This is a genomic window from Bacillus sp. DNRA2 (assembly GCF_012843265.1).
Lineage (GTDB): Bacteria > Bacillota > Bacilli > Bacillales > Cytobacillaceae > Bacillus_BU.
Genome location: NZ_JABAIT010000004.1, coordinates 126,336 through 148,107, shown reverse-complemented (window position 1 = coordinate 148,107; position 21,772 = coordinate 126,336). Strand labels below are relative to the sequence as shown.

Here is a 21,772-nt window from a genome sequence, read left to right as displayed (position 1 = left end):
TTCTAGTTTTCTTTTTCGAAACAAAAATAAAAGAGGAGACTGCTACCAAAGGGCATAATAATCCCTTGGTGACAGTCTCCTCCAAAAAAATTGTTTTATTTTTGTAATCGTTAATAACAATTATATAATAAATTACTTCTTTTAGGACATAAAAATGAATAATTGTTAAGATAAGGCATATTTCATGGCTTATTGTTTCTTTTTCTTTCGGAAATCGATAAAATTAAAAAGAATATTTTGGTAAAGGAGCGAATTCAATGAGTGATTTTCAAACAAACCTAGAAAAATATGCTGAGCTTGCTGTTAAAGTGGGGGTCAACCTTCAAAAAGAGCAAACATTGGTGATCAATACAACACTTGATTCTCAGGAATTAGTCCGATTAGTTGTCAAAAAAGCATATGAAAATGGGGCAGCAAACGTCATTGTAAACTGGAATGATGATATTGTTTCAAGATTGAAATACGATTTAGCTCCAGATCAAGCCTTTCATGAATATCCAAAATTGCGTGCGAAGGAACTAGAAGAATTGGCTGAAAGTGGCGCAGCCTTCATGTCGATTGTCTCAACGAGTCCTGATTTGTTAAAAGGAGTTAATCCTGAACGCATTGCAAATTTCCAAAAGGCAACCGGTATAGCGTTGAAAGAATATCGCAAGTACATATTAACCGATAAAGTTAGCTGGACAGTGATTGCCGCGGCATCTGACGCTTGGGCTGCAAAAGTATTTCCAGAAGAATCTTCAGAAACAAGGGTCCATAAGCTGTGGGATGCCATTTTCAAGGCAACTCGAGTCGACAATGACAATCCTGTTGAAGCTTGGAAACAGCACGATGAAAATCTCCATGAAAAGGTTGCCTATCTTAACAGCAAACGCTATAAAAAGTTGCACTATATAGCACCAGGCACTGATTTAACTATAGAGCTCAATAACAAACACTTATGGGTTGGAGCAGGAAGTATAAATGTTGCAGGCAATGAATTTATGGCCAATATGCCGACGGAAGAAGTCTTTACTGTTCCGTTAAAAAATGGAGTCAATGGTGTCGTATCGAGCACTAAACCATTGAGCTATGGCGGTAACATTATTGACCGTTTTACGATTACCTTTGAAAATGGCCGTATTGTAAAATACAAAGCTGAGGAAGGCGAAGAAATCTTAAAGCGTTTAATCGAAACAGATGAAGGCTCCCATTATTTAGGTGAGGTCGCGCTCGTTCCATATCATTCACCAATCTCACAATCAAATATTTTATTTTACAACACCTTATTTGATGAGAACGCTTCCAACCATTTGGCAATCGGCAGCGCTTATTCATTCTGCATCGATGGTGGCAAAAACATGTCTCAAGAAGAATTGGCTGAAAATGGCTTAAACGAGAGTATTACCCACGTTGATTTTATGATTGGCTCAAGTGAGATGAATATTGATGGAATTACTGCGGACGGGAAAACCGAACCTATTTTTCGTAATGGAAATTGGGCGTTTTAGTGACATCTTGTATTCAGTTTAGTATGATAAGTATATCAAATCTATTTTAATAGAACTTAACGGAGTTGGTTCATTCACTCATTAAGTCCGATAATTTATCAACTTCTTAGAATGAACATCGTAGATTAACCGGAGGGAATTTACATTGAAGCAAATCCATCTTACTGTTTTCGGTAGAGTTCAAGGCGTGGGATTTCGTTATTTTTCACAGATGAAAGCGATTCAATACGGTATCCGCGGCTGGGTTCGCAATTGTGACGAAGGTTCTGTCGAGATAATTGCTGAGGGGTCCGAGGAAAACCTCCAATTGTTTTTAGAGGACGTTCGAAAAGGAAATCCTTTTTCCACAGTGGACGATATCGCCATTAAAGAAATGGAAAAAACGGACGGGTATCACTCATTCAAGATAAAATATTAAAGGCAGCCATTACGGCTGCCTTTAATATTTACCGATTATCAATTTTTTCAGGATACAAATCATGATTCATTAAACGATATTCCGCCATTTGCTCATACTTTGTACCAGGTTTCCCATAATTGACATATGGATCAATTGAAATCCCGCCCCTTGGCGTAAATTTACCCCATACTTCAATATATTTCGGATCCATCAATTCAACCAGGTCGTTAAGGATAATGTTCATACAGTCCTCGTGGAAATCACCATGATTTCGGAAGCTGAACAAGTACAGCTTAAGCGATTTACTTTCAACCATCTTGGTTCCTGGAATATAGCTAATATAAATTGTCGCAAAATCAGGCTGTCCTGTTTTTGGACAAAGGCTTGTAAACTCAGGACAGTTAAATTTCACAAAATAATCCCGGTTCGGATGCTTATTATCAAACGCCTCTAGAATTTCCGGAGAGTATTCAAACAAATATTTTGTTCCCTGATTACCTAGCAAGGTAATTTCAGTAAGTTCTTCATCTTTTCTTCCTGCCATGAATAAAACCTCCTTATTACACGAAATACCACCCCATACTATATTTAAATTTTAAAAGGCTGTCAACGGACAATTATGGAAATTAAGCACGAGAATTTGATTAAGACATTTCCGATTAGGTAAAATAGAAATGAGCTTTTAAATAAGGGGGGACAACCATGTTTCAAGAATTTAAGAAATTTGCATTAAAAGGGAACGTTGTAGATTTAGCAATCGGGGTCATTATCGGTGGCGCATTCGGGAAAATTGTAACATCCCTTGTCAATGATTTAATCATGCCCTTAATTGGTTTACTCTTAGGTGGGATTAATTTTAATAAATTGTCATTTACCGTTGCCGATGCCGAAGTAAAGTATGGAGCATTCCTGCAAACAGTTGTGGACTTCTTAATCGTTGCCTTTACAATTTTCATTGTTATAAAGATGTTCAATCGTTTTAAAAAGAAACAAGAAGAACAGCCTGTTACTACAGCAACTCCTGACAATAAGGAGCAATTACTCACTGAAATCCGTGACCTTCTCAAGCAAAATGCATCATCCAAGCAAAACCCTTAACTTTTTTGAAAAAAAAATGAAACTAACTCGTACTTTTATCGTATGATTAAGTAAACAAATCTACGAGGTGAACAAAATGTACGCTCATTCACAGACGCAATATTTACCTTCGGTGCTCCGGACTTTCGCATTGTCCCTAGCAATTTCTGTTATCGGGATGGCCGCAGGTGTATTCGTTCCACCAGCACTATTTTTACCGCTGATGATTCTTGAATTCATTCTACTTATTAGCGCATTTTTCTTTAGAAAACGCAAGGCAATTGGCTATACATTCCTGTATGTCTTCACGTTTATTTCAGGAATTACAACCTACCCAATTGTAGCCTATTACTTATCAATAATTGGTGCTAACGCTGTGTTTATGGCATTCGGAACGACAGCGGTTGTCTTTACCGGATTGGCAGTTTACGCATCAACAACAAAGCGCGATTTATCCTTTTTAAGCGGAATGCTTTTTGCAGCATTATTAGCACTCGTTGCAATAAGCATTTTCAATTTGATTTGGCCGCTAAGCTCAACCGGAATGCTTGCGTTCTCATTCATCGGTGTGCTTGTATTCAGTGGCTATGTATTGTTTGATTTTAACCGCATGAAGCATTACGGTGTAAGCGCTGAGGATGTACCATTAATGGCGCTTAATTTATATCTTGATTTTATCAATCTATTCATTAATATCCTCCGCATTTTCGGGATCCTTGGTAGTGATGATTAATTAGATTTCAAAGCGAAACCACATTCAAATGCTGAATGTGGTTTTTTTGTGGTTTAAATTCTTCTTTCAAATGGCTCGTCGAAGCTTGATTTTGCGCGGAAAGTAATCCCGATTTTCTTACAAATCGTTAAGTAATGCATGGACGTCAATAATAGGATCCCACCATTCATTCCGATAATAATCCCGCCCATATGGAACTGGTAGGACGAACCTAAGAAGTACATCAGCGAAAACGAAAACAGCGTCGACCAAACGGTATGGATGAACGCATCTTTTACTAGCCCTAGGCCAATCAAATAAGCTTGCATCGGAATCACGAAATAATGAAACAAGAAGAACGGCCAAAGCATCTGCAAATACCAGGCTGCGGCTTTTGAGTCAAAAAATAAAGAAGTTAACGGTTCGGCAAAGATACAGAAAATCGAGACCGCCGCACTTCCATAAAGGAGTGTCGCAATCATCACATTTCTTAGCAATCTACGTAACCTTGGAAAATCGTAATCAGCATATGCTTTAGAAACAGTTGGAATCAACATAATTAATAAGGAATGGGCAATGAACGCTGGGAAGAAGCCTATCGACATCGCCACACCCGCCAATAGACCGTATTGATCTGTTGCCGCCGCTGCAGTAAGTCCTGATTGTACAAGGGCAAACTTAATCAGGAAGGGTTCAATTGCGTTTGTTAAGGCGTTGAACAGCCGTAATCCAGTCGTTGGTACTGAAACTGCCATCAAGCTTTTCTGCACTTCCCGTCCCGAAATATGTTTCACTGGCTGTTGTTTGAGCTGCCGAAACTGAATATAAAACATATGAATTAAATAAAGAAAGACCACTAATTCACTTCCTATTAATGCACACAAGGCAATCAACACAGAAGTTTGGATTTTATATTCAAACAGTTGGAAAAGGAAAACCAATAAGCCTAATTGCAGTAGTTTTCGTAAGAAATTCGCTACCGCTATCTTCCCCATTTGCTGCTTTCCCATAAAGAAGCCTCTGGCAATCGAGGAAAATGAAACAATCGGAATCAGGATAACAACAAGCCAGCGTACTCTCGGGTCGTAATGATCAAATACCGGCACGAACGGAAGGATAAACATAGCTGCAATAAACAAAACACATGTCACAATAATCGCCAATCGAAGGGCATGCTGCAGCATACTATGATGGTATTTCGTCTCTCTTTCGGCAATAAATTTTGAAATGGAGACGGGCATCTCGAAGCTTGAAAGGAGGAAAATCAAGAACACGGTCGGCAGAATCGTCATATACAGCCCCATGCCCCGCTCCCCTAATTCTCTCGCCAGGGCCATGTTCACAAGAAATTCAACACACTCACTGATGAAGGCTGCTGCAATCAGCAGCATAGTACCACGAACTAAGCTATTCATGTGATTCTCCTTACAGTTTGTCTTTCCTTCTAATAAACTTATGTGACAAGCTAGGAGATTATTTACAAAAAATCAGAAAAAGCCTTAGGATTGTTCCTAAGACCCTTTTCCAATCTATATTAAACTCGATTGGAAACATCTCTTCAAACTACTTAACCAAAGAATGTTTAAACGCATAAATTACCGCTTGGGTCCGGTCCTGAACACCCAGTTTGCTTAAAATATTACTAACGTGCGTCTTAACAGTTTTTAACGCGATAAAAAGCTCGTCAGCAATCTCCTGATTGGTTTTACCCTCTGCCATCAACAGTAAAATTTCCATCTCACGGCCAGTGAGCTCCTCATGGGGCAACAATGTTTGTTTTTGCCGCATTTTTAGCATCATTTTTCCGGTCACTTCCGGCTCAAGCACAGACTGCCCGAGATATGTATCGCGAACCGCATTTGCGATTTCACTCGCCTTTGATGTTTTTAGCATATAGCTGGTAGCACCTGCTTCAAGGGCTGGATATACCTTCTCATCATCTAAGAAACTCGTTACGATGATGATTTTTGCCTCCGGCCAGCTTTCGATAATTTGCCGAGTTGCCTCAATCCCATCCATTTCTTTCATCACTAAATCCATCAAAATTACGTCGGGACGTAGGGAAAGAGCAAGTTCAACGCCTGTTTTGCCATTATCTGCTTCACCGATGACTTCTATATCAGGCTGTGCCGCCAAATACGAGCACACGCCAATTCTGACCATCTCATGATCATCTACAAATACAACTTTAATCATTGCTTTCCTCCCCTTCCAACATCCGTGGTATTTTTACCTCGAGACGAGTACCTTTGTTAGGCAAGCTGATGATTTTAATCGTCCCGCCAATTTCAAGCGCCCGTTCATAAATATTTTGCAGCCCATACGAGCCAGCTTTTCGATTTTCAACATCAAAGCCAATGCCATCATCAGCTACGCGTAAAATAATGAAGTCATCTCTTTCAATTAATAAAACATCAAGCTTTGAGGCCTTAGCGTGCCTGAGTGTGTTCGAGACAGATTCCTGGAGGATTCGAAACAAGTGATCTTCTACTCCCTTATCCAATGATGTCTCCTCTATTTTCCAGGTAATCGCCAATGATACCTTTTGAGCCAGTTCATTTAACAGTTCTTTCATGCCATTCTGTAGCGTTTTGCCCTTTAATGCAACAGGGCGTAAGTGAAGCAATAATGCCCGCATTTCTAATTGAGATTGGTGTATCATTTCCTCAACCAGCTTTAATTGCTTAGACTCGCGGTCATCGCTTTCTGTTTTTGTTTCATTAATGGCAGACATCAGCATCGAGGCAGCAAATAATTGCTGACTTACAGAATCATGGAGTTCGCGAGCAAGTCGATTACGCTCTTGCGAAATAATTTCTTGGATTTGATTTTCCTGTCCTTCTACCTTTTCAGTCGCGAGCTTTTGCGAGAGCTTTACTTGTTCTGTCATTTGCTTTTGGATTTTAGCAATACGTTTACTAATGGATTCTAATTCAACAAATCCATTTTGTGAGGTAACTTCAACCGAGCGCCCTTCCTCCAACTCATGAAGCCACTGATCAACTATTTGCAGCTGTCTCCGCCAATTTATACCGGTAAATAAACCAAAAATAATACCAATGGCAATGCTCACACTTGGAACGGAGAAAATAAAAGGGATATCCAGTATATCTCTATTCCATAAATCACTCCATTCTTCAAGTGGAAAGGCCATTAAATAGCCGGCCGAAATTAACAAAAACAAAATGAGCGAGATGAATACTCCCATGATAACCTGTCTCTGGACCATGCTCATATTCTTCTCACCTCAATATCCCCAATTAATAGTGAGGTTACAATTTTTATTTTTTGCTGTTGTTTTTCATAATCTGCGGTTTGGACATGAACGTTTTGATTGAACATTCTCGCTCCATGGAAATGAAGGATATCCACATTACCGACGATAACTGAATGATGAACACTCACTTCTAGATCATACGGAATCAGAATCTGAACTTTACCAATCACGTTTCGGATAAAGATGACGCTCTCAGCTTCTGGGAGTACGGTGTAGCTCATATCGATGATCGTATCACCAACCCAAGTTTGAATATTGATGTCATCCCATTCGTAAGTGTGTTCAGGCGTTTTTTGTTCCCCAAACATGACATTTTTGAACAATGGTTCCCGAGTAATAAGTTCTTCTGTCGCCTGAGGCTCTGACGGTTCCTTAACAATTGGCATAATAAGATGTGGTTTCTTCTTCGTATTTGCAAATTGAATTAATAAATAAATAAAGACAGCAAGCACAAGAAAGCGGAAGGTAATCATCCCTAAAATACTGACTGCTAGGAAGAGAATCCCCATCCAAAACAGGAATTTCCTCTTTTTCCTTTCCAAACGTTTCTTTCCAATATAAATCATTCCAGCAGCCACTAGAAGTGAGAAGATAAGGCCTTTATTAAAAAACAAAACCTCTAACAATAGGAGCATTAGACTGATTAAAAATAGCCAACTGAAATAGTCATTTTTGATTTTTCCTAGCATGACCAAACCTCCCTTCTTCGAAAAGCGTAAGCGACTGAAGCTAGACACAAACTTTGTTTTCGAGTTTTTTTGTGGCTGCTAGTTTTTATTTTAATAAGAATATATTTGGGTGGTACAAAAGGCGTAGAAAACTTCCTACGCCTTTTTAGAATATCAGTTTTAATGATTAGATAGAAATGTTTTCGTTGTTTTTCGTTTGTTTTTCTAATTGTGCAATTTTTGCATCAATTGTATTACGATAGTACGCGCTATTGACTTGCTGCTCTAAGCGGTCAAGATATGATTCAATTTCATTAAATTTTGAAAATGAGTGGTTAGAGTAGCTTGGATTTTCTAGTACTTTATTCATTTTGCTGTGGGCTCGAGTAACATTTTCGCGACCCATTAATTCCATGCGACGAATATGCATGTCTTTTAATTTGTGCTTCATTTCTTCATACTTTTGCTCCAACTCAGTAAGCTGACCTAATACAGTTTGCAAAGATTCCTTCAAGTGAGCAGCGCGTTCCTCATATTGAAGCTTCTCATTTAACGCAAATTGATGTAGTTCGGTTTCACCCGCCTGTGCTGCAATCTCGGCTTGGCGACTACGCTTAGAAGCCATTTCAAGTGCTTGCTGATACTCACGGCTAAATTGATCCTTCAAAGTATATTGACGTTCAAGAAGCTTGCGCACCTTTTCAGTTTCTGCTTCACTTTCACGTAAGTACTGGTTCAATAATGCGATTGGATTTTTTTGTTCCTTTTTGTCTAAAACCTCATTAAGATCGGCTAACACAACATTTTTGATTCTAGTAAATAAGTTACTCATTTTATCATCTCTCCTTAATTAATAATTTTTGTTAAGCTCAGACCATTGCTTTTCAAAGTTTGTGAAAGGGTCACTTTCTTCTACAACAACTGAGCGATGGTTTACTTTGTTCCAATTTTTATAAACAAGATATAGAACGTAAGCTGCAACAACTGCTAGAATTCCAGGAGCATTCGCTGCAGTAGCCACTAAAATCCATGCTCCGAGAAGTCCCCAGCAAATCTTTGCAAACAGCTTTTCGGTCTTCAAAAACTTTTTAAATACGAAATATAAGATAAACAAGCTGATTGCTAAACCTACCACTGATCCTAAGTTAGATAACAACACGATTGCAGCAACTCCACCCGCTAATAACAAACCAAATTTTTTCATATTTGACTTCCTCCTTTCATGTTTTCATCTTACCTTTTTAGCCAAATTCTCATAACGTGCCTAAGCTTGATTTTCATCTCGGACTTAAGGCTTAGTTAGGGTAAGACTGATGATCCCCCGTACATAATCGCGATTTTTTCAGGAAAAAATAAAGAAAAATGCTGTGTTTTAAGGGGACTTAACACATGAAAGATCTCACCTGGATGTCCTATATCATGCTAATTTTGGCAAGCTATCGACTTACCCACTTGATCGTTTTTGATAAAATAACCGAGTTTTTACGAAAACCGTTTATGAAAAAAATCGAGGTACAGACCGAGCATGGTCCGAAAATGAAGGAAGTTCCGCGGACGTTGTTTGGTTATTTGCTAAACTGTTATTGGTGTGCTGGGGTGTGGAGTGCGATATTTTTAGGGGGATTTTATTTAATTTCTCCTAAGTACGCAATGTTCCTGGTTTTCATCCTGTCCATCGCCGGGGCTCAGGCCATTATTGAAACATTTGTGGGTGTTAATATTAAGAAAGTGGACTATTATGCGAAGAAAGATGATTAGATTGGGTTGGGGTAAAATGTTTTTCTGATTTATTTTCCATTTTATTGATTTACTTGCCAAAATTCTGATTTACTTGCCATTTTCTCGATTTACTTGCCAAAATTCGAATTTACTTGCCAAAATCACGATTTTACTTGCCAAAATATATCTTCATTCCACACAAAAAAGGGCGCCCATCTAATGAGCACCCTTAAAACTTAATCTTTTGAAAGATCCATATTCTTATCTTTTATATCAGGCTGTCTGCTGCCCTTTTCACCTGTTGTAAATTCAACCATCTCTTCACTTGTTCGATTTCCGAGCTTGCTATTATTATTACGATTCGCGTTTGCATTCCCTAATTTCGTTCTGCCCACACTGTCAACTCCTTTATTTTATTATCAAAGGTAGTATGAGACAGATAATGAAGGTTTATTCCTTACTTTCACGATTACTTATTTCGCTGCTCGATTTATTGCCTGCTCGAAGACAGCAATGATATCCTCTGCATGCTCAATCCCAACCGAAATACGAACCACCTCAAAGGTAATGCCCAATGCATCCCTTGCTTCCTGTGGCAAAGCACGATGAGAGGTAATAACAGGATGTGACACAGATGTTTCAACCCCCGCTAAAGTCGGTGCTATTTTTACCCAATCTAGATTTTTAAAAAATTCATTTACATCAACGGTATTACCCAATTCAATCGTCACAATGGCCCCATAGCCATTTTCACTTTGATCAAACGGATAGTACACATTTTTCACGGCGTGATTTTGCGCTAATACGTCTGCAACTGCTCGCGCATTTTTTGATTGGCGCTCCATTCGTAGAGCTAGTGTTTTCAAACCGCGCGTAGTCAGCCATGCTTCAATCGGACTAACATTCGTGCCTAAATTAACAACTTTCGCTCTTGCCTTCTCTAACAAATCACTTCTTCCAACCAGAACCCCCGCTGTTACATCGCTATGACCACCAATATATTTCGTCGCACTGTGAACGACTAGATCAACGCCTTTTGCGTATGGCTGACAATGATACGGAGTTGCAAAGGTATTATCAACGAGTGTAATGAGCCCATGCTTTTTCGCAATCGCCACGAATTGATCAATATCCTGAACACGCAATAACGGATTCGTAATAGATTCAGTATAGAGTAGCTTTGTATTCGGCTGTATCGCAGCTTCAACTTGGGTTAACTCAGCGAAAGATACAAACGTAACCTCAATCCCAAACTGTGCTAATTCTTCTTTTAAAAGATGAAAGCTTCCGCCATACAAATCCTCTGCTGCAACAATATGATCACCATTTTTTACGACAGCCAAAACTCCTGCCATAATAGCGGAAAGCCCTGATGAAGTCGCCACTCCAGCAGGTGCGCCCTCAAGTCCCGAAACTGCCTCTGCTAATTCATCCGTATTTGGATTTCCAACTCTGGAATATAAATAATTCCCTTGTCCATGATAGTAGCCTTCTAATTCATCTAGGTCGCTAAAGGTAAATGCAGTCGTTTGATATATAGGTGTTACTTTACTTTTGACCGGCAATTTTCCTTTTTTTACATTATGTAATACTTCTGTTTCAAATCTGGCCAACCTGTTCACCTTCTTTTATGAATAAAAAAACTCTTCTGAAAATATATGCTGAATATAACAATATCCTCGAACTTCGTCAATCCCGATTGGAAAAATCGACATTTGTTTTCTTTTTCTAGGCTGCGTTAAACAAGGCTGTTGGTTTCACTGTTTTGATTGCTAAGCGGAAATATTCCGTTTAAATTGGGAAATACCCATATTTCCTTAAAAATAAAAGGAGGTTTTCCGCTTATCTTCTCCAAATCATTAGCTTTTGGCTAATTTAGAGTAGTTAAGCGGAATATCTCCGTTTATATCTGCTTCTTAAGCTTCATATTGATACATTAACCGGAAAATTTCCGCTTATGAATTGTCAAACTTACACGAAAATGAACACTGAATAAAAACAGAACCATTATAATATAAAAAATGGCCGATTCTTACTTCTCAGAAACTAGTTCACCTTTAAAAAATACCCTTTTCTGCCCCGACAATCCGAGCTCCCGATAAAATTTCTTTAACTCACGCTCTTCCCGTTCAGTTACTAAGGCAATAACCATACCACTCGCACCAAAACGGCCGGTACGTCCTGAACGATGTACATACTGATTTATCTCTTTCGGAAAATCCACATGAACAACATGGGTAATCCCTTTAATATCCAAGCCGCGTGCTGCAACATCTGTAGCAATCAACATTGATGATTCCCCATCTCGGAATTGTTTAAGTGCTGATTGACGGTCCAGCTTTTTCAACTCACTATGTAACACACCCGCAGAAATGCCTTTAAAGTTCATTTTCGAAACCGCAACCGTTGCTGCACCAATATCGTTCATAAAAGCTAAAGCCTTAATTCCCGATAATCGAGCCACCTTTTGCAGCAATTCAAGTTTCTCACGCTGTTCGCAAACAAGATAAACATGATCGACTTTCTCAGCCTTAATCGTTTCATCTCTCGTGATTTTTACAAGCTCAGGATTATTTGTTAGCCCTCTCGCAAGGTCCTCTGTTACTGCCGGTAAAGTAGCGGAAAAAACCAACACTTGACGATCAGCTAATGGAGAATTAACAATATAACGAACTGTTGTTAAGTGCTCCGGAATTAGTAGCTGATCACCCTCATCTAATACCACCGTTTTTACCTCATGCATTTTTAACTTTTTTTGTTTGATTAATTCCAAAACTCGGCCTGGTGTACCAACTACTACTTGCGGTGCCTTTTTTAATTTTTCCAACTGACGCTTCAAATTGGCTCCGCCAATAAAGGAAGCACTGCGAATCCCGCTTCCTTCACCCCACTTTTGAATTTCGCCGAGAATTTGCATACAAAGCTCCTGAGATGAGGCTAAAATAACTGCTTGGACTCCACGGCGTTCCACATCAATTTTCTGCAAAACAGGAAGTAAATAACTTAGCGTTTTCCCGGTACCCGTAGGTGACTCAGCAATAACATCTCGACCTTCAAGGATGAATGGAATTGTTTTCATTTGAACAGTCGTCAATTGCTCAAAGCCCGCCTTTTCCCAAGCGGTTTGTAGAAATGGCTTCAGTTCAATATTCATTATTTTTTGCATAAGTATCTCCTTTATTTATGATCCGATTAATTAATACATGGTTTCATTTTAATATACAGAAGCTTTTCTCGCAAAAATCGACCTTTCATGACAATTTGAAATAACGGTCGCAATGGCTAGAAAATTAACTACATAAAAAAAAAAGCTGACCCTTAAGACCTTTGGGGCAGCTTCCGCTTAAATAATAATTTATATTTTTTGATCCAAGAGTATAGTAACAAACCAATCCCCAATGCTAATTGCAGGATAGTTAGCAAGCCATCCCAGAAATGCATTGTCGTAATCGGATGCGCAATGCAATGTCTCGTCTCCGAGATTACATATACCAGCTGTGGAATAATATAAAATACTAATAATGACAGTGTAATGGCCATGCCGATTAAGTAAAAAGCACCATAGGCAATCACCGTTGCTTTTTCACCTTGAAACATTTCATTAGACGATTTTGCTTGTTTCGGGAAAAATAAACCTATGAAATATACCTGTGCATTTTCAAGCAAATTATAGCAACCACTGCTATTTTCAAAAACATAATAGAGGTCTGTTTTTAGATAAAAACAGCATTGGTATACAACCCGAATCATTACATCAAACACTATAACCCCTAGAATCCCTGTCATGACCACAGGTAAATTGGGGAAAAGCAGCATGGATCCTAACGCTAAAAATAGGACAAGATTGTCAAAGCAAAGTCCAGCCAAGTAAAGCACATTTCTTTCCTTTGCAGGCAGCCTCCAGACTGAGGACATATCCGTTTCAAATACAACTAAAAAGAGACGGTGACCGATTTCTATTTTTGTCGGCATTCCAACTGCTCGTAAAGCTATTACATGGCCCATTTCATGTACGAATAATAACAATAACGATAAGGCCATATACAATAACATATTTATCAACATCGTGTCAAAAACAAATAAATCTTTAAAGTGTGGAAAAAATGAAGGATTAATAAATAGGATTACAATATTAAGGATAAACAATATTATATAACCGAAAAGAGAAAAGCGATTAAAAAAATTTTTCGAGAATCTTTCCGAAATCCATAAAAAACCTTGCTGCTCAGGAATTGATTTTTCAAAATTGAATGGTTGCCCATCGATTTCCTGAATCAATTCCATTTCGAGTAGCTGTTCTGCAAAATCGATCATATTAATATCTTCATGAGGATAAACAGCTTTTAATTCTGTTTCAATTTCTAAGAAGGTTGCACCATTTTCAAGCATTTCAATAGCATAAATACAAATATCGGGCATTTCAAAGAATTCACCCGTGACCGTATCCTCGACGATATAATTTTTTTTATCTTCTCGGATTTGGATTGGATGTAATGTCAAGGTTGAATTATGGGTAAATTTCATTTAAAACACCCTTTGTAACAATTAATCTTTCTCATTTTATTTTCGGCTTCCGACTTCATTAATTATAGCCTATTAATATGCACCACCAGCATGTTGTTTTAACTTTCTTTAGCTTACGAATCTTCATGCTTGTCACCTCCTCTCAATTTATTATTAATTTACCCATGGGTAATTTTGATGAAACTCTTTCCATTTCGGAAAGGATTTATTAAATATCCCTTCAAGATTGGGATCAAATTGTGTCCCTAGCCCTTGAATAATTCTTTGATAGGCTACTTCTAATGGCATGGCTTCCCGATAAGAGCGTGAAGAAGTCATCGCGTCGAAAGCATCAGCGTAAGATGTAATTCGCGCCAATAACGGAATATCCTCTCCTGCCAACTGGTTCGGGTAGCCTTTACCATCCCAACGTTCATGATGAAAATGAATTACTTGAATTCCGTTTTTTAAACCCTCAACGCCCTCGAGAGCTTTTGCCCCAACTGTAGGATGTGTTTTAATGATTTCATATTCTTCATCAGTTAACCTTTGAGGCTTCATTAATATTTGATCAGGAATATTAATTTTTCCAACATCATGAAGCAAGCAAGCATAATTAAATTCTTTTAACTCTTTATTAGAAAATTTGCCAATCTCCTTAGCCATTATTAACGCATATGAAGCGACACGTTCACTATGGCCTCGTGTATATGGATCTTTTAATTCAAGTGTTGCAATCACGCCTTTAACAATTCCCTGTAATTGCTTGTCAAATGAATCCTCAATTGCCCGTACATAGCCTGTAAAGCGATTTAAAAAGATGTAGGCAACAACACCAAATACCATCATTAATATAATCGGGGCCAATACATTAGTGGTACCTAAAATAAAACCTAAAATAATGTATTTTAAAATGGTCCCTACTAATACAACCTTATAAAATCGCTTATTAATAAAAATTGGAGAAAACAGAATAAAAAATACTTCAACACCATTTCCCGTTTTATAATCTAAATTTGAACCATAATAAGTGAATATGTCTTGAATAAGAACGATAATAGTATAACTAATAAAATACAGATATTTCACAAGGTCCTGCCTGCACTGTTTAATAAAACGATATGCAATTGGTATCAACGCAAAAAGAACAATATAAATTGCAATATTTATTAGTGCAAAATTCATATCAGTATCATAGAACTTTGGAAAGATAAAATAATATCCTAAATCATAACCAATTGTAATCAAATAAAAAAGCCATAAAAACCAAACTACCGTGCGTTTTTCTTCAGTAACAATTGTTGCTTCTATTCGTTTAAAACCCATAAATAAACCTCACATTTTCGCTATTATCTTGAGCCAATCTAATGAGGCGATTATTATTCGTCATTAATCGACATTTGACTCCATTATAGCTGAATTTTCATCATAACAAAATAGCTACTAATAACCAAATAAACCATTTTGTTTAATTGTGTACAAACCGTCGAAATTATACTTAATTATGCATAAAAAAACATCGAACCACAATAGTCCGATGTTTTAGAAAGATTAATGCCCAATATTATCTAGCATGGAAAACAGGTATTTAAAGTCATCATAAGTTAAGATTGTCTGCCAATGTCCTGTCAATCTAGCAATTATATAAGTTACAGCAAACACAACAAAGAATGCTGCTGGTACAACCCATTTATTAACCTTTTTCCCAGCCACCTGAACCGTTAATGTATCCTTCACAGGGCATGCTTCTACACAAAGCATACAAGCTGAACATTCTGGTGTTAACACGGCTTTCTTTTCAGAAACCTTGATGCGCTGTGGACATACTCGTGTACACGCACTACAGTCGATGCAAGTATCTTCATTCCGTTTGATTTTCGTAATACCCAATAGTGATCCAAGGCCAATTACTGCACCATATGGACATAAAAATCTGCACCAAAAGTTTTTAAAGAACAATGATAGTACAAATAAAACTAAAATAACCTTTACTGCAAAGCTGCTGATATTTACGAAGAATAATAACATTTTTGCATCAGAAACTACATTATACTGACTATACATAAAATCTAGAGCAGCTGCTGGTGACATATCAAGAAGAATATATTTCAAAAAGAATGCTAGTATTAGATACTTAATTGGAGATAAGATCCAGGTTAACCACTTTGGTAAATCAATCGTTTTCTTCTTAAAGAATTTTTTAGTTAACTTACTTCCTAATTTACCAGTCCATTCACTAATTGTCCCAATTGGACAAATCCAACTACAGAATGATCTTCTAAATAACAACCCAGAACCAACAATAAAAGTGAATAATACTAGCCCCGCTGGATGGATTTGGTCAAACTCTCCTGTTGATACCCATACCTTAAAACCAACCAATGCACTTACAGGCAGAAACCCTTCAACTGCTGATGGTCGTTCAACAAATGGCATTACACCTGAAGTCGCAAAATGTTGGTAAAATAAATAAAATCGTAACCCGACATAAAGGATAAAAAATAAAAATAGAAGCTGCACAGTACCTCTTGCAAATTCTATCGGTCTTCTTTTTAGCTGCTTGTAAAGCTTTTTGCTTTTCATGTTGGTCCACCTCTTTCTTCTATAACTATAATGAAAAACAGATGGATTGTTGCGTGATATTTTTCACAAAAACAGCGATTTCAAGATGTTGTCAAAAAGATGTCATTAAATGTGAATATTTATCATTTCATCATACATATACCCTGCAAAATAATAAATTGAGGACTGCCTTTTAAGGTAGTCCTCATTACATTAAACTTTATTTTATTACTGGAAAAATTAACGATACTTTTGTACCTTTTCCCATTGTGCTTTCGAACTTCAATTCTCCACCATGGTCTTCAATAATTTTCTTTGTAATAAGCACGCCTAACCCAGTTCCTTCTGATTTGGTCGTATAAAAAGGCTCGCCCAACATTTTAACCTTTTCAGGCTCTATACCACAACCACAATCTTGTACCTCTATTTTTACCTTATCAGAACCAATACTTGCAAAACTAACCTCAATAGTTCCACCATATCGCATTGATTCAATAGCATTTTTTATTACATTGATTAATGCTTGCTTAATTTGTTTTTCATTACAATCAATTATTGGTATTTTTTCATTGTGATGTACAACAATCTTAGTATTAGTGTTTTCCGCTAATTGACTTGTCACACTAATCACATATTCAACAATTTTATATAAATCATGTCTTTCGAAGTGCTTGGTTTTCGGTTTCCCTAGAATCATTAAGTCATCCACTATCGAATTAATTCGATCAATTTCCTGTATCATAATTGGATAAAATGAGTTTTCACTACTATCTCGTTCCTGTTGTAATTGCGTAAAACCCTTCAATGAAGATAGTGGATTACGAATTTCATGTCCAATCGATGTAGCCATCTGGCCTAAAACAGCCAATTTTTCATTTTGACGTTGCCTCTCGAACATGGAGGTCAGCGTTTTAATGTATGATGTAAAACGCGCCAAGAATATATACGAGACTATTCCAATGACCAACATAATAACTACTGGAAACAAGAACTGTAAACTCTGAAAATATAATGTATAAAAAACATATTTCCCTGCTAAGGCGGTAAGAACTACCCAATAATATTTTTTATTAATAAAAATTGGTGAGTATAATATTAGGAAAAGCTCGACTACATTGCCATCATGAATATACTTAGGATTATTATAGCTAATTAATAGAAAATTGATAATTTCTAAAAATATAAACCCTATTGATAAAATATACTTAATAACAAATGGATTCTTCTTTTTTAAAAAATAGATAGAAATCAATAAAAGCCCCAGCATGATAATATAATACCAATATCCTAAGCCACCCTCAGGCAACCCCATGGACTTGTTATTTAATTTAGGATAAATAAAATAGAAAAACAAATCGTATCCAAAAAAAATAACATAATACATCAACAAAAAAAGCTTAGAAGACTTTATTTCTTCACTGACTATGTTTTCACCATTCATATTGTCCGACATAAAACCTAATCCCCTCAAGACTATTATGTAACCTTTTAGTTGTACATACTTATACATATTTTAATCTACAGAGAGGTATTTCTCTACAACTAAATGAAAAAAATCGTCATAATATCATAAAATTCGACAAACTTTGCAGTATCCCAAAATTTATTAATCATATCTTCTTGTTTCTAACCCCTATTTCTGGAATACGTACCGATTAACCGGCCTACCAATTCCTCCATATTGAATATCGATTATGACCTTTCCGCATTTCTCAAGATATTCCAAATATCGACGGGCCGTGACACGGGCAATCCCTACCCCCTCAGCCACTTCCTCCGCAGAAGTAGGCAAGGAATTATCGGTCAAAAAACTAATAACCTTTTTTAAAGTAACAGCATTTAAGCCTTTTGGTAAATCAGGCTGCTCATCCAACTCTTTTTGAAATAGGATTTCATCAAGTTCTTCTTGCGACATATTTTGTTTCTTTCGAACTTGAACTCGAAACGAACGATAGTTTTCAAGCGCTTTTTTTATTCTTTCAAACTTAAACGGCTTCATTATGTAATCAAATGCTCCTTGCTGGAGGAAGGTTCTAATTGTATCCATATCGCTTGCTGCAGTAATCGCAATGACATCTACTTCATACCCCTTTGCACGAATCTGCTTCATCGTCTCAAGGCCATCTTGATTAGGCATAAATACATCTACCAACACCAAATCAGGCTTTATCCGTTCAATGAGCTGGATTCCCTCACTTCCATTGCTGGCTGCACCAAGCACCTGAAACCCTTCAACTCGATCTACAAACATTCGATTTACTTCTTGGACCATCGGATCATCTTCTATCAAGATTACTTTAAACATATCATCCACCCCCATATTTTGCCAGATCATTGTTCAAAAGTGATTTGAAACGATGTCCCTTCACCAACAACTGAATCCACATGGATGAAGCCTTTCCCCTTATCAACGATTTGTTTTACCAAATAAAGCCCAATTCCTCTACTTGGTCCTGATTTTGATGAATAACCATAGTAAAATATTGAAGCTATTACTGCTTCGCTAATCCCACAACCGTTATCTTCAACTAAAATATTTAATAGTTTTTCAGTTTGCCTAATACTTACATAAATCTCTTTACTATCATTCTGAATTTGTTGAAACGAATCATAAGCGTTTTCAATCAAATTTCCAAGCATTAAAACAAAATCATGATGGTCGAGTTGGTTGGGAAAATTGCCAAAATAACTATTACGATCGATAATAACCTGAACCCCTAGCTCTTTACCTCGACTCACCTTACTCAACAATAAACCAGACAGACTATCATCGTGTATATTTTTGCTCAAAAAACGGGTCAACTCCTCCTGCTCTTCCGTCACTTGAAAAACATATTGCAATGCTTTATCACGATTGCCCAATTGAATTAGACCAGCAATAGTATGAAGCTTATTAATATGTTCATGATTTTGGACACGCAGGGCGTTCACAAATGCTTTTACCCCTGTCAATTCTTCTGCCAGTTTTTTTACTTTTGTACGATCCTGAAAGATTGCAATCGCCCCGACGATTTTGTTATCAACTTTAATCGGAATACGATTGCTGACAATCATCAAGTTATTAATATATAAATCTTTATTGTAAATTGGCTCTTCTGAATGAAGGACCTCTGGCAAGTACGTTTCCGGCAATACTCTCGTTATATCACTGCCAATTACTTCACCATCTACTCCAAGTATCTCTTTGGCCCGATTGTTAAAAATCGTAATTTTTTCATCACGGTCTATCGCGATAATTCCTTCATGCATCGCATTAAACGCTTCTGTTCGTTCCACAACCAACTTCGCAATTTCATGAGGCTCAAGCTGAAACATTTCTCTTTTTATATGTCTAGCTAACACCCATGCCCCCCAAGCACCAAATAGAAATGTGATTCCTCCCGTTAACACTATTTCCTTTTTAACGTTCAACAGCGTATCGAACAAACTTGGGAGCTTATAACCAGCCATTATCACGCCAATTTGCTGATGGTCATCATCAATTATCGGAACAAACGCGCGCACTACTGTCCCTATTTCCCCATTAGCCTCAGATAAATAAGAGTGCTCTGCAAAGGCAGCTCCCTCATCCACCCCTTCAGAAACCTTACCAACCATCTCATTAATAGGGTGAGTGAGCCTAACTTTATTCATATCCATTACGACGATATAATCAGCATTGTTAATCATTCGGATTTTTTCGACTGTTTTTTGCAGCTCTTCCTGCCTGCGGTTTTTTTCAGGTAAGTTTGAAATAACCTCTGGTAGCTCAGCCACCGTTCTGGCCGTTAGCATGGCCTTCTCACGAATTTTGTTTTGTTCTTTATGAGTAAACTCGTTAATTAAAATGATGCCAAGAAAGATTAACGAAAAGCCTAGAATAAACACGATTAAACCAGTAATTTTCCATTGTATGGGTGCTCTCATTCATGAATTCCCCTTTAATTTCTTAACTATATTTTAACACGAATAAATTTTTTATTATTCCAATAAATGATATTATTAAAAAAACAACTTTTTGAGGGCTATTATGAAAACATTTATCTCTATAAGTCTACTAACAATTGTTATTTTAATATCATGGATTGGCACTAACAGCCTCAACCATTCGAAAACGATCGTCCATGATGACGAGCAATCAGGGTTAGGAGAGCAAATCGTTATCCGCTTTAGCCATGTTGTGGCCGAGAATACACCTAAAGGGCTAGCTGCCCAGAAATTCGCTGAACTAGTTGAACATAAGACAAATGGAAAGATAAGGGTCGAAGTTTATCCAAATGGTATTCTTTATTCTGATGGAGAAGAGGTAGACGCCCTTGTCAATGGAGACATCCAAATAATCGCACCAACGTTTTCAAAAATGACCGCGTATGCCCCCGAATGGAAAGTTCTCGACTTACCATTTTTATTTGAAAACGACGATCATGTCGAGAAGGTTTTTAATGGAGCAATAGGCAAGGAGTTATTACTAAAGTTAGATGACCCAAACATGCAGGCCCTCGCCTTTTGGAGCAACGGGTTTAAGCAAATGACTAGTAACACCCGTCCTTTAGTGACTCCTGACGATTTTCGCCACCTCCGATTTCGAGTTATGCCCGGATCTGTTATTCAAAACCAGTTCAATCTGCTTGGGGCAGAAACAACCCCACAAGAATTTAACAATGTTTATCGGTCTTTAGAGCATCACGAGGTCGATGGACAAGAAAATACTATTTCTAATATCTACTCCAAGGGTCTCTACAAGGTTCAAACACACCTTACCTTAAGCAACCATGGCTATCTTGGCTACGCTGTTATAATCAATTCAAAGTTTTGGAATAATTTAACCCCAAAACAACAGCAGCAAATTTATAGTGCACTTGCTGAAACAACAAAGTGGATTCAGGCTGAATCAAGGCAAATGAATGCAAAGCAGCTAGAGGAAATCAAGAATAACTCATCGATTCAAATTCACTCCTTAACTTCTGAACAAAAGCAATTATGGAAAAATACTTTTTCGCCCCTCTACCAAGATTTAATAACAGAAATAGGTTCAAAGAGTATTGATAAAATTAACAAAGAAAAGCCATAAATATCCGTTTTAGGTCAGGCCATTAAGGTCTGACCTTTTTTATTTTTGGCTGTGTTAAAGCTTATTGTTGATTTTTCACAGGTTGATTGGAGCGGAAGGCACGAAGACTCCTGCGGGAGTAGCTGGTATGGGAGACCCCACAGGCGCGAACGCGCCGAGGAGGCTCCCAACTGCCCCTAAGGTGCGCGAAGTGCCTGAAGCGGAAATCAACATATTTAACACAGCCTTATTTTTTACAATTTTGTGACCAAAAAGAACAAAAAGAACAATATCACCATAAATCTGGATTTTCTAAATTGTCTGTTAATATTACA

22 protein-coding genes are annotated in these 21,772 nt (G+C 37.4%); 6 read left to right on the top strand and 16 right to left on the bottom strand.

Annotation, left to right across the window (positions count from 1 at the left end; all coding sequences use genetic code 11):
* Positions 1-257 precede the first annotated feature (257 nt).
* Together HHO41_RS05620 and HHO41_RS05615 are read left to right on the top strand one after the other, a co-directional pair.
* Positions 258-1,490 carry an aminopeptidase gene (locus HHO41_RS05620; protein ID WP_169096331.1) on the top strand — a complete coding sequence of 411 codons (1,233 nt, stop codon included), beginning with the start codon at positions 258-260 and terminating at the stop codon, positions 1,488-1,490.
* Between the two features lie 145 nt (positions 1,491-1,635).
* Positions 1,636-1,908: an acylphosphatase gene (locus tag HHO41_RS05615; RefSeq protein ID WP_169096329.1), complete on the top strand. Its 273-nt coding sequence runs from the start codon at positions 1,636-1,638 to the stop codon at positions 1,906-1,908.
* 28 nt (positions 1,909-1,936) lie between these two features.
* On the opposite strand, the gene queF is transcribed toward HHO41_RS05615, so the two are convergent.
* A complete protein-coding gene (gene queF / locus HHO41_RS05610; protein ID WP_169096327.1) occupies positions 1,937-2,434 on the bottom strand; it encodes a preQ(1) synthase in 498 nt (165 codons plus the stop codon).
* A gap of 158 nt (positions 2,435-2,592) precedes the next feature.
* Between queF and mscL the strand changes: the two genes are divergently transcribed.
* Both mscL and HHO41_RS05600 read left to right on the top strand, forming a co-directional pair.
* Positions 2,593-2,988, top strand: a complete 396-nt coding sequence (gene mscL, locus HHO41_RS05605) for a large conductance mechanosensitive channel protein MscL (RefSeq protein ID WP_169096325.1) — start codon at positions 2,593-2,595, stop codon at positions 2,986-2,988.
* 76 nt (positions 2,989-3,064) lie between these two features.
* On the top strand, positions 3,065-3,700 hold the full coding sequence (locus tag HHO41_RS05600; protein ID WP_169096323.1) for a Bax inhibitor-1/YccA family protein: 636 nt from the start codon (positions 3,065-3,067) through the stop codon (positions 3,698-3,700).
* A gap of 53 nt (positions 3,701-3,753) precedes the next feature.
* Here the strand turns inward: HHO41_RS05600 and HHO41_RS05595 are convergent, their stop codons facing one another.
* From HHO41_RS05595 to HHO41_RS05570, 6 genes are all read right to left on the bottom strand, one after another.
* Entirely contained in the window at positions 3,754-5,094 is a 1,341-nt protein-coding gene (locus tag HHO41_RS05595; RefSeq protein ID WP_169096321.1) for a polysaccharide biosynthesis protein, read from the bottom strand.
* A 148-nt stretch (positions 5,095-5,242) separates the two neighbouring features.
* On the bottom strand, positions 5,243-5,875 hold the full coding sequence (locus HHO41_RS05590; protein WP_169096319.1) for a response regulator transcription factor: 633 nt from the start codon (positions 5,873-5,875) through the stop codon (positions 5,243-5,245).
* Positions 5,868-6,914, bottom strand: a complete 1,047-nt coding sequence (locus HHO41_RS05585; RefSeq protein WP_169096317.1) for a sensor histidine kinase — start codon at positions 6,912-6,914, stop codon at positions 5,868-5,870. Before HHO41_RS05585 ends, HHO41_RS05590 begins: the two co-directional genes overlap by 8 nt.
* Positions 6,911-7,645, bottom strand: coding sequence for a cell wall-active antibiotics response protein LiaF (gene liaF, locus HHO41_RS05580; protein WP_169096315.1), 735 nt, complete (start codon positions 7,643-7,645; stop codon positions 6,911-6,913). Before liaF ends, HHO41_RS05585 begins: the two co-directional genes overlap by 4 nt.
* 166 nt (positions 7,646-7,811) lie before the next feature.
* Entirely contained in the window at positions 7,812-8,456 is a 645-nt protein-coding gene (locus tag HHO41_RS05575; protein WP_169096313.1) for a PspA/IM30 family protein, read from the bottom strand.
* 18 nt (positions 8,457-8,474) lie between these two features.
* Positions 8,475-8,828, bottom strand: coding sequence for a lmo0954 family membrane protein (locus HHO41_RS05570; RefSeq protein ID WP_169096311.1), 354 nt, complete (start codon positions 8,826-8,828; stop codon positions 8,475-8,477).
* Positions 8,829-9,013: 185 nt separating this feature from the next.
* Here HHO41_RS05570 and HHO41_RS05565 point away from each other — a divergent pair, with 185 nt between their 5' ends.
* The gene (locus HHO41_RS05565) at positions 9,014-9,382 is read left to right on the top strand and encodes a DUF1360 domain-containing protein (RefSeq protein ID WP_169096309.1); all 369 of its coding nucleotides are present in this window, start codon (positions 9,014-9,016) and stop codon (positions 9,380-9,382) included.
* Positions 9,383-9,579: 197 nt separating this feature from the next.
* Here the strand turns inward: HHO41_RS05565 and HHO41_RS05560 are convergent, their stop codons facing one another.
* The 9 genes from HHO41_RS05560 to HHO41_RS05520 all read right to left on the bottom strand — a co-directional run bounded on the left by HHO41_RS05560 (position 9,580) and on the right by HHO41_RS05520 (position 20,314).
* Positions 9,580-9,738 carry a hypothetical protein gene (locus tag HHO41_RS05560; RefSeq protein ID WP_169096307.1) on the bottom strand — a complete coding sequence of 53 codons (159 nt, stop codon included), beginning with the start codon at positions 9,736-9,738 and terminating at the stop codon, positions 9,580-9,582.
* Positions 9,739-9,816: 78 nt separating this feature from the next.
* A complete protein-coding gene (locus tag HHO41_RS05555; RefSeq protein ID WP_169096305.1) occupies positions 9,817-10,956 on the bottom strand; it encodes a trans-sulfuration enzyme family protein in 1,140 nt (379 codons plus the stop codon).
* A 419-nt stretch (positions 10,957-11,375) separates the two neighbouring features.
* Positions 11,376-12,509 carry a DEAD/DEAH box helicase gene (locus HHO41_RS05550; protein ID WP_169096303.1) on the bottom strand — a complete coding sequence of 378 codons (1,134 nt, stop codon included), beginning with the start codon at positions 12,507-12,509 and terminating at the stop codon, positions 11,376-11,378.
* Between the two features lie 152 nt (positions 12,510-12,661).
* Positions 12,662-13,867 (bottom strand): hypothetical protein, encoded by a 1,206-nt coding sequence (locus HHO41_RS05545; RefSeq protein WP_248278375.1) that lies wholly within the window; start codon positions 13,865-13,867, stop codon positions 12,662-12,664.
* 153 nt (positions 13,868-14,020) lie between these two features.
* On the bottom strand, positions 14,021-15,172 hold the full coding sequence (locus HHO41_RS05540) for an HD-GYP domain-containing protein (RefSeq protein ID WP_169096301.1): 1,152 nt from the start codon (positions 15,170-15,172) through the stop codon (positions 14,021-14,023).
* A 225-nt stretch (positions 15,173-15,397) separates the two neighbouring features.
* Positions 15,398-16,429: a 4Fe-4S binding protein gene (locus HHO41_RS05535; protein WP_169096299.1), complete on the bottom strand. Its 1,032-nt coding sequence runs from the start codon at positions 16,427-16,429 to the stop codon at positions 15,398-15,400.
* 199 nt (positions 16,430-16,628) lie between these two features.
* Complete coding sequence (locus HHO41_RS05530; protein ID WP_169096297.1) at positions 16,629-17,861, bottom strand: ATP-binding protein; 1,233 nt, start codon at positions 17,859-17,861, stop codon at positions 16,629-16,631.
* 180 nt (positions 17,862-18,041) lie between these two features.
* Positions 18,042-18,713: a response regulator gene (locus tag HHO41_RS05525; protein ID WP_169096295.1), complete on the bottom strand. Its 672-nt coding sequence runs from the start codon at positions 18,711-18,713 to the stop codon at positions 18,042-18,044.
* A 26-nt stretch (positions 18,714-18,739) separates the two neighbouring features.
* Complete coding sequence (locus HHO41_RS05520; RefSeq protein WP_169096293.1) at positions 18,740-20,314, bottom strand: ATP-binding protein; 1,575 nt, start codon at positions 20,312-20,314, stop codon at positions 18,740-18,742.
* 103 nt (positions 20,315-20,417) lie between these two features.
* Between HHO41_RS05520 and HHO41_RS05515 the strand changes: the two genes are divergently transcribed.
* Complete coding sequence (locus HHO41_RS05515) at positions 20,418-21,458, top strand: DctP family TRAP transporter solute-binding subunit (RefSeq protein WP_169096291.1); 1,041 nt, start codon at positions 20,418-20,420, stop codon at positions 21,456-21,458.
* Positions 21,459-21,772 lie beyond the last annotated feature (314 nt).

Bases quoted from the DNA above. Each gene is read 5' to 3' on its own strand.
- HHO41_RS05620 (WP_169096331.1), top strand. From the start codon at position 258: ATGAGTGATTTTCAAACAAACCTAGAAAAATATGCTGAGCTTGCTGTT.
- queF (WP_169096327.1), bottom strand. From the start codon at position 2,434: ATGGCAGGAAGAAAAGATGAAGAACTTACTGAAATTACCTTGCTAGGT.
- mscL (WP_169096325.1), top strand. From the start codon at position 2,593: ATGTTTCAAGAATTTAAGAAATTTGCATTAAAAGGGAACGTTGTAGAT.
- HHO41_RS05600 (WP_169096323.1), top strand. From the start codon at position 3,065: ATGTACGCTCATTCACAGACGCAATATTTACCTTCGGTGCTCCGGACT.
- HHO41_RS05595 (WP_169096321.1), bottom strand. From the start codon at position 5,094: ATGAATAGCTTAGTTCGTGGTACTATGCTGCTGATTGCAGCAGCCTTC.
- HHO41_RS05590 (WP_169096319.1), bottom strand. From the start codon at position 5,875: ATGATTAAAGTTGTATTTGTAGATGATCATGAGATGGTCAGAATTGGC.
- HHO41_RS05585 (WP_169096317.1), bottom strand. From the start codon at position 6,914: ATGAGCATGGTCCAGAGACAGGTTATCATGGGAGTATTCATCTCGCTC.
- liaF (WP_169096315.1), bottom strand. From the start codon at position 7,645: ATGCTAGGAAAAATCAAAAATGACTATTTCAGTTGGCTATTTTTAATC.
- HHO41_RS05575 (WP_169096313.1), bottom strand. From the start codon at position 8,456: ATGAGTAACTTATTTACTAGAATCAAAAATGTTGTGTTAGCCGATCTT.
- HHO41_RS05570 (WP_169096311.1), bottom strand. From the start codon at position 8,828: ATGAAAAAATTTGGTTTGTTATTAGCGGGTGGAGTTGCTGCAATCGTG.
- HHO41_RS05565 (WP_169096309.1), top strand. From the start codon at position 9,014: ATGAAAGATCTCACCTGGATGTCCTATATCATGCTAATTTTGGCAAGC.
- HHO41_RS05550 (WP_169096303.1), bottom strand. From the start codon at position 12,509: ATGCAAAAAATAATGAATATTGAACTGAAGCCATTTCTACAAACCGCT.
- HHO41_RS05545 (WP_248278375.1), bottom strand. From the start codon at position 13,867: ATGAAATTTACCCATAATTCAACCTTGACATTACATCCAATCCAAATC.
- HHO41_RS05540 (WP_169096301.1), bottom strand. From the start codon at position 15,172: ATGGGTTTTAAACGAATAGAAGCAACAATTGTTACTGAAGAAAAACGC.
- HHO41_RS05535 (WP_169096299.1), bottom strand. From the start codon at position 16,429: ATGAAAAGCAAAAAGCTTTACAAGCAGCTAAAAAGAAGACCGATAGAA.
- HHO41_RS05530 (WP_169096297.1), bottom strand. From the start codon at position 17,861: ATGTCGGACAATATGAATGGTGAAAACATAGTCAGTGAAGAAATAAAG.
- HHO41_RS05525 (WP_169096295.1), bottom strand. From the start codon at position 18,713: ATGTTTAAAGTAATCTTGATAGAAGATGATCCGATGGTCCAAGAAGTA.
- HHO41_RS05520 (WP_169096293.1), bottom strand. From the start codon at position 20,314: ATGAGAGCACCCATACAATGGAAAATTACTGGTTTAATCGTGTTTATT.
- HHO41_RS05515 (WP_169096291.1), top strand. From the start codon at position 20,418: ATGAAAACATTTATCTCTATAAGTCTACTAACAATTGTTATTTTAATA.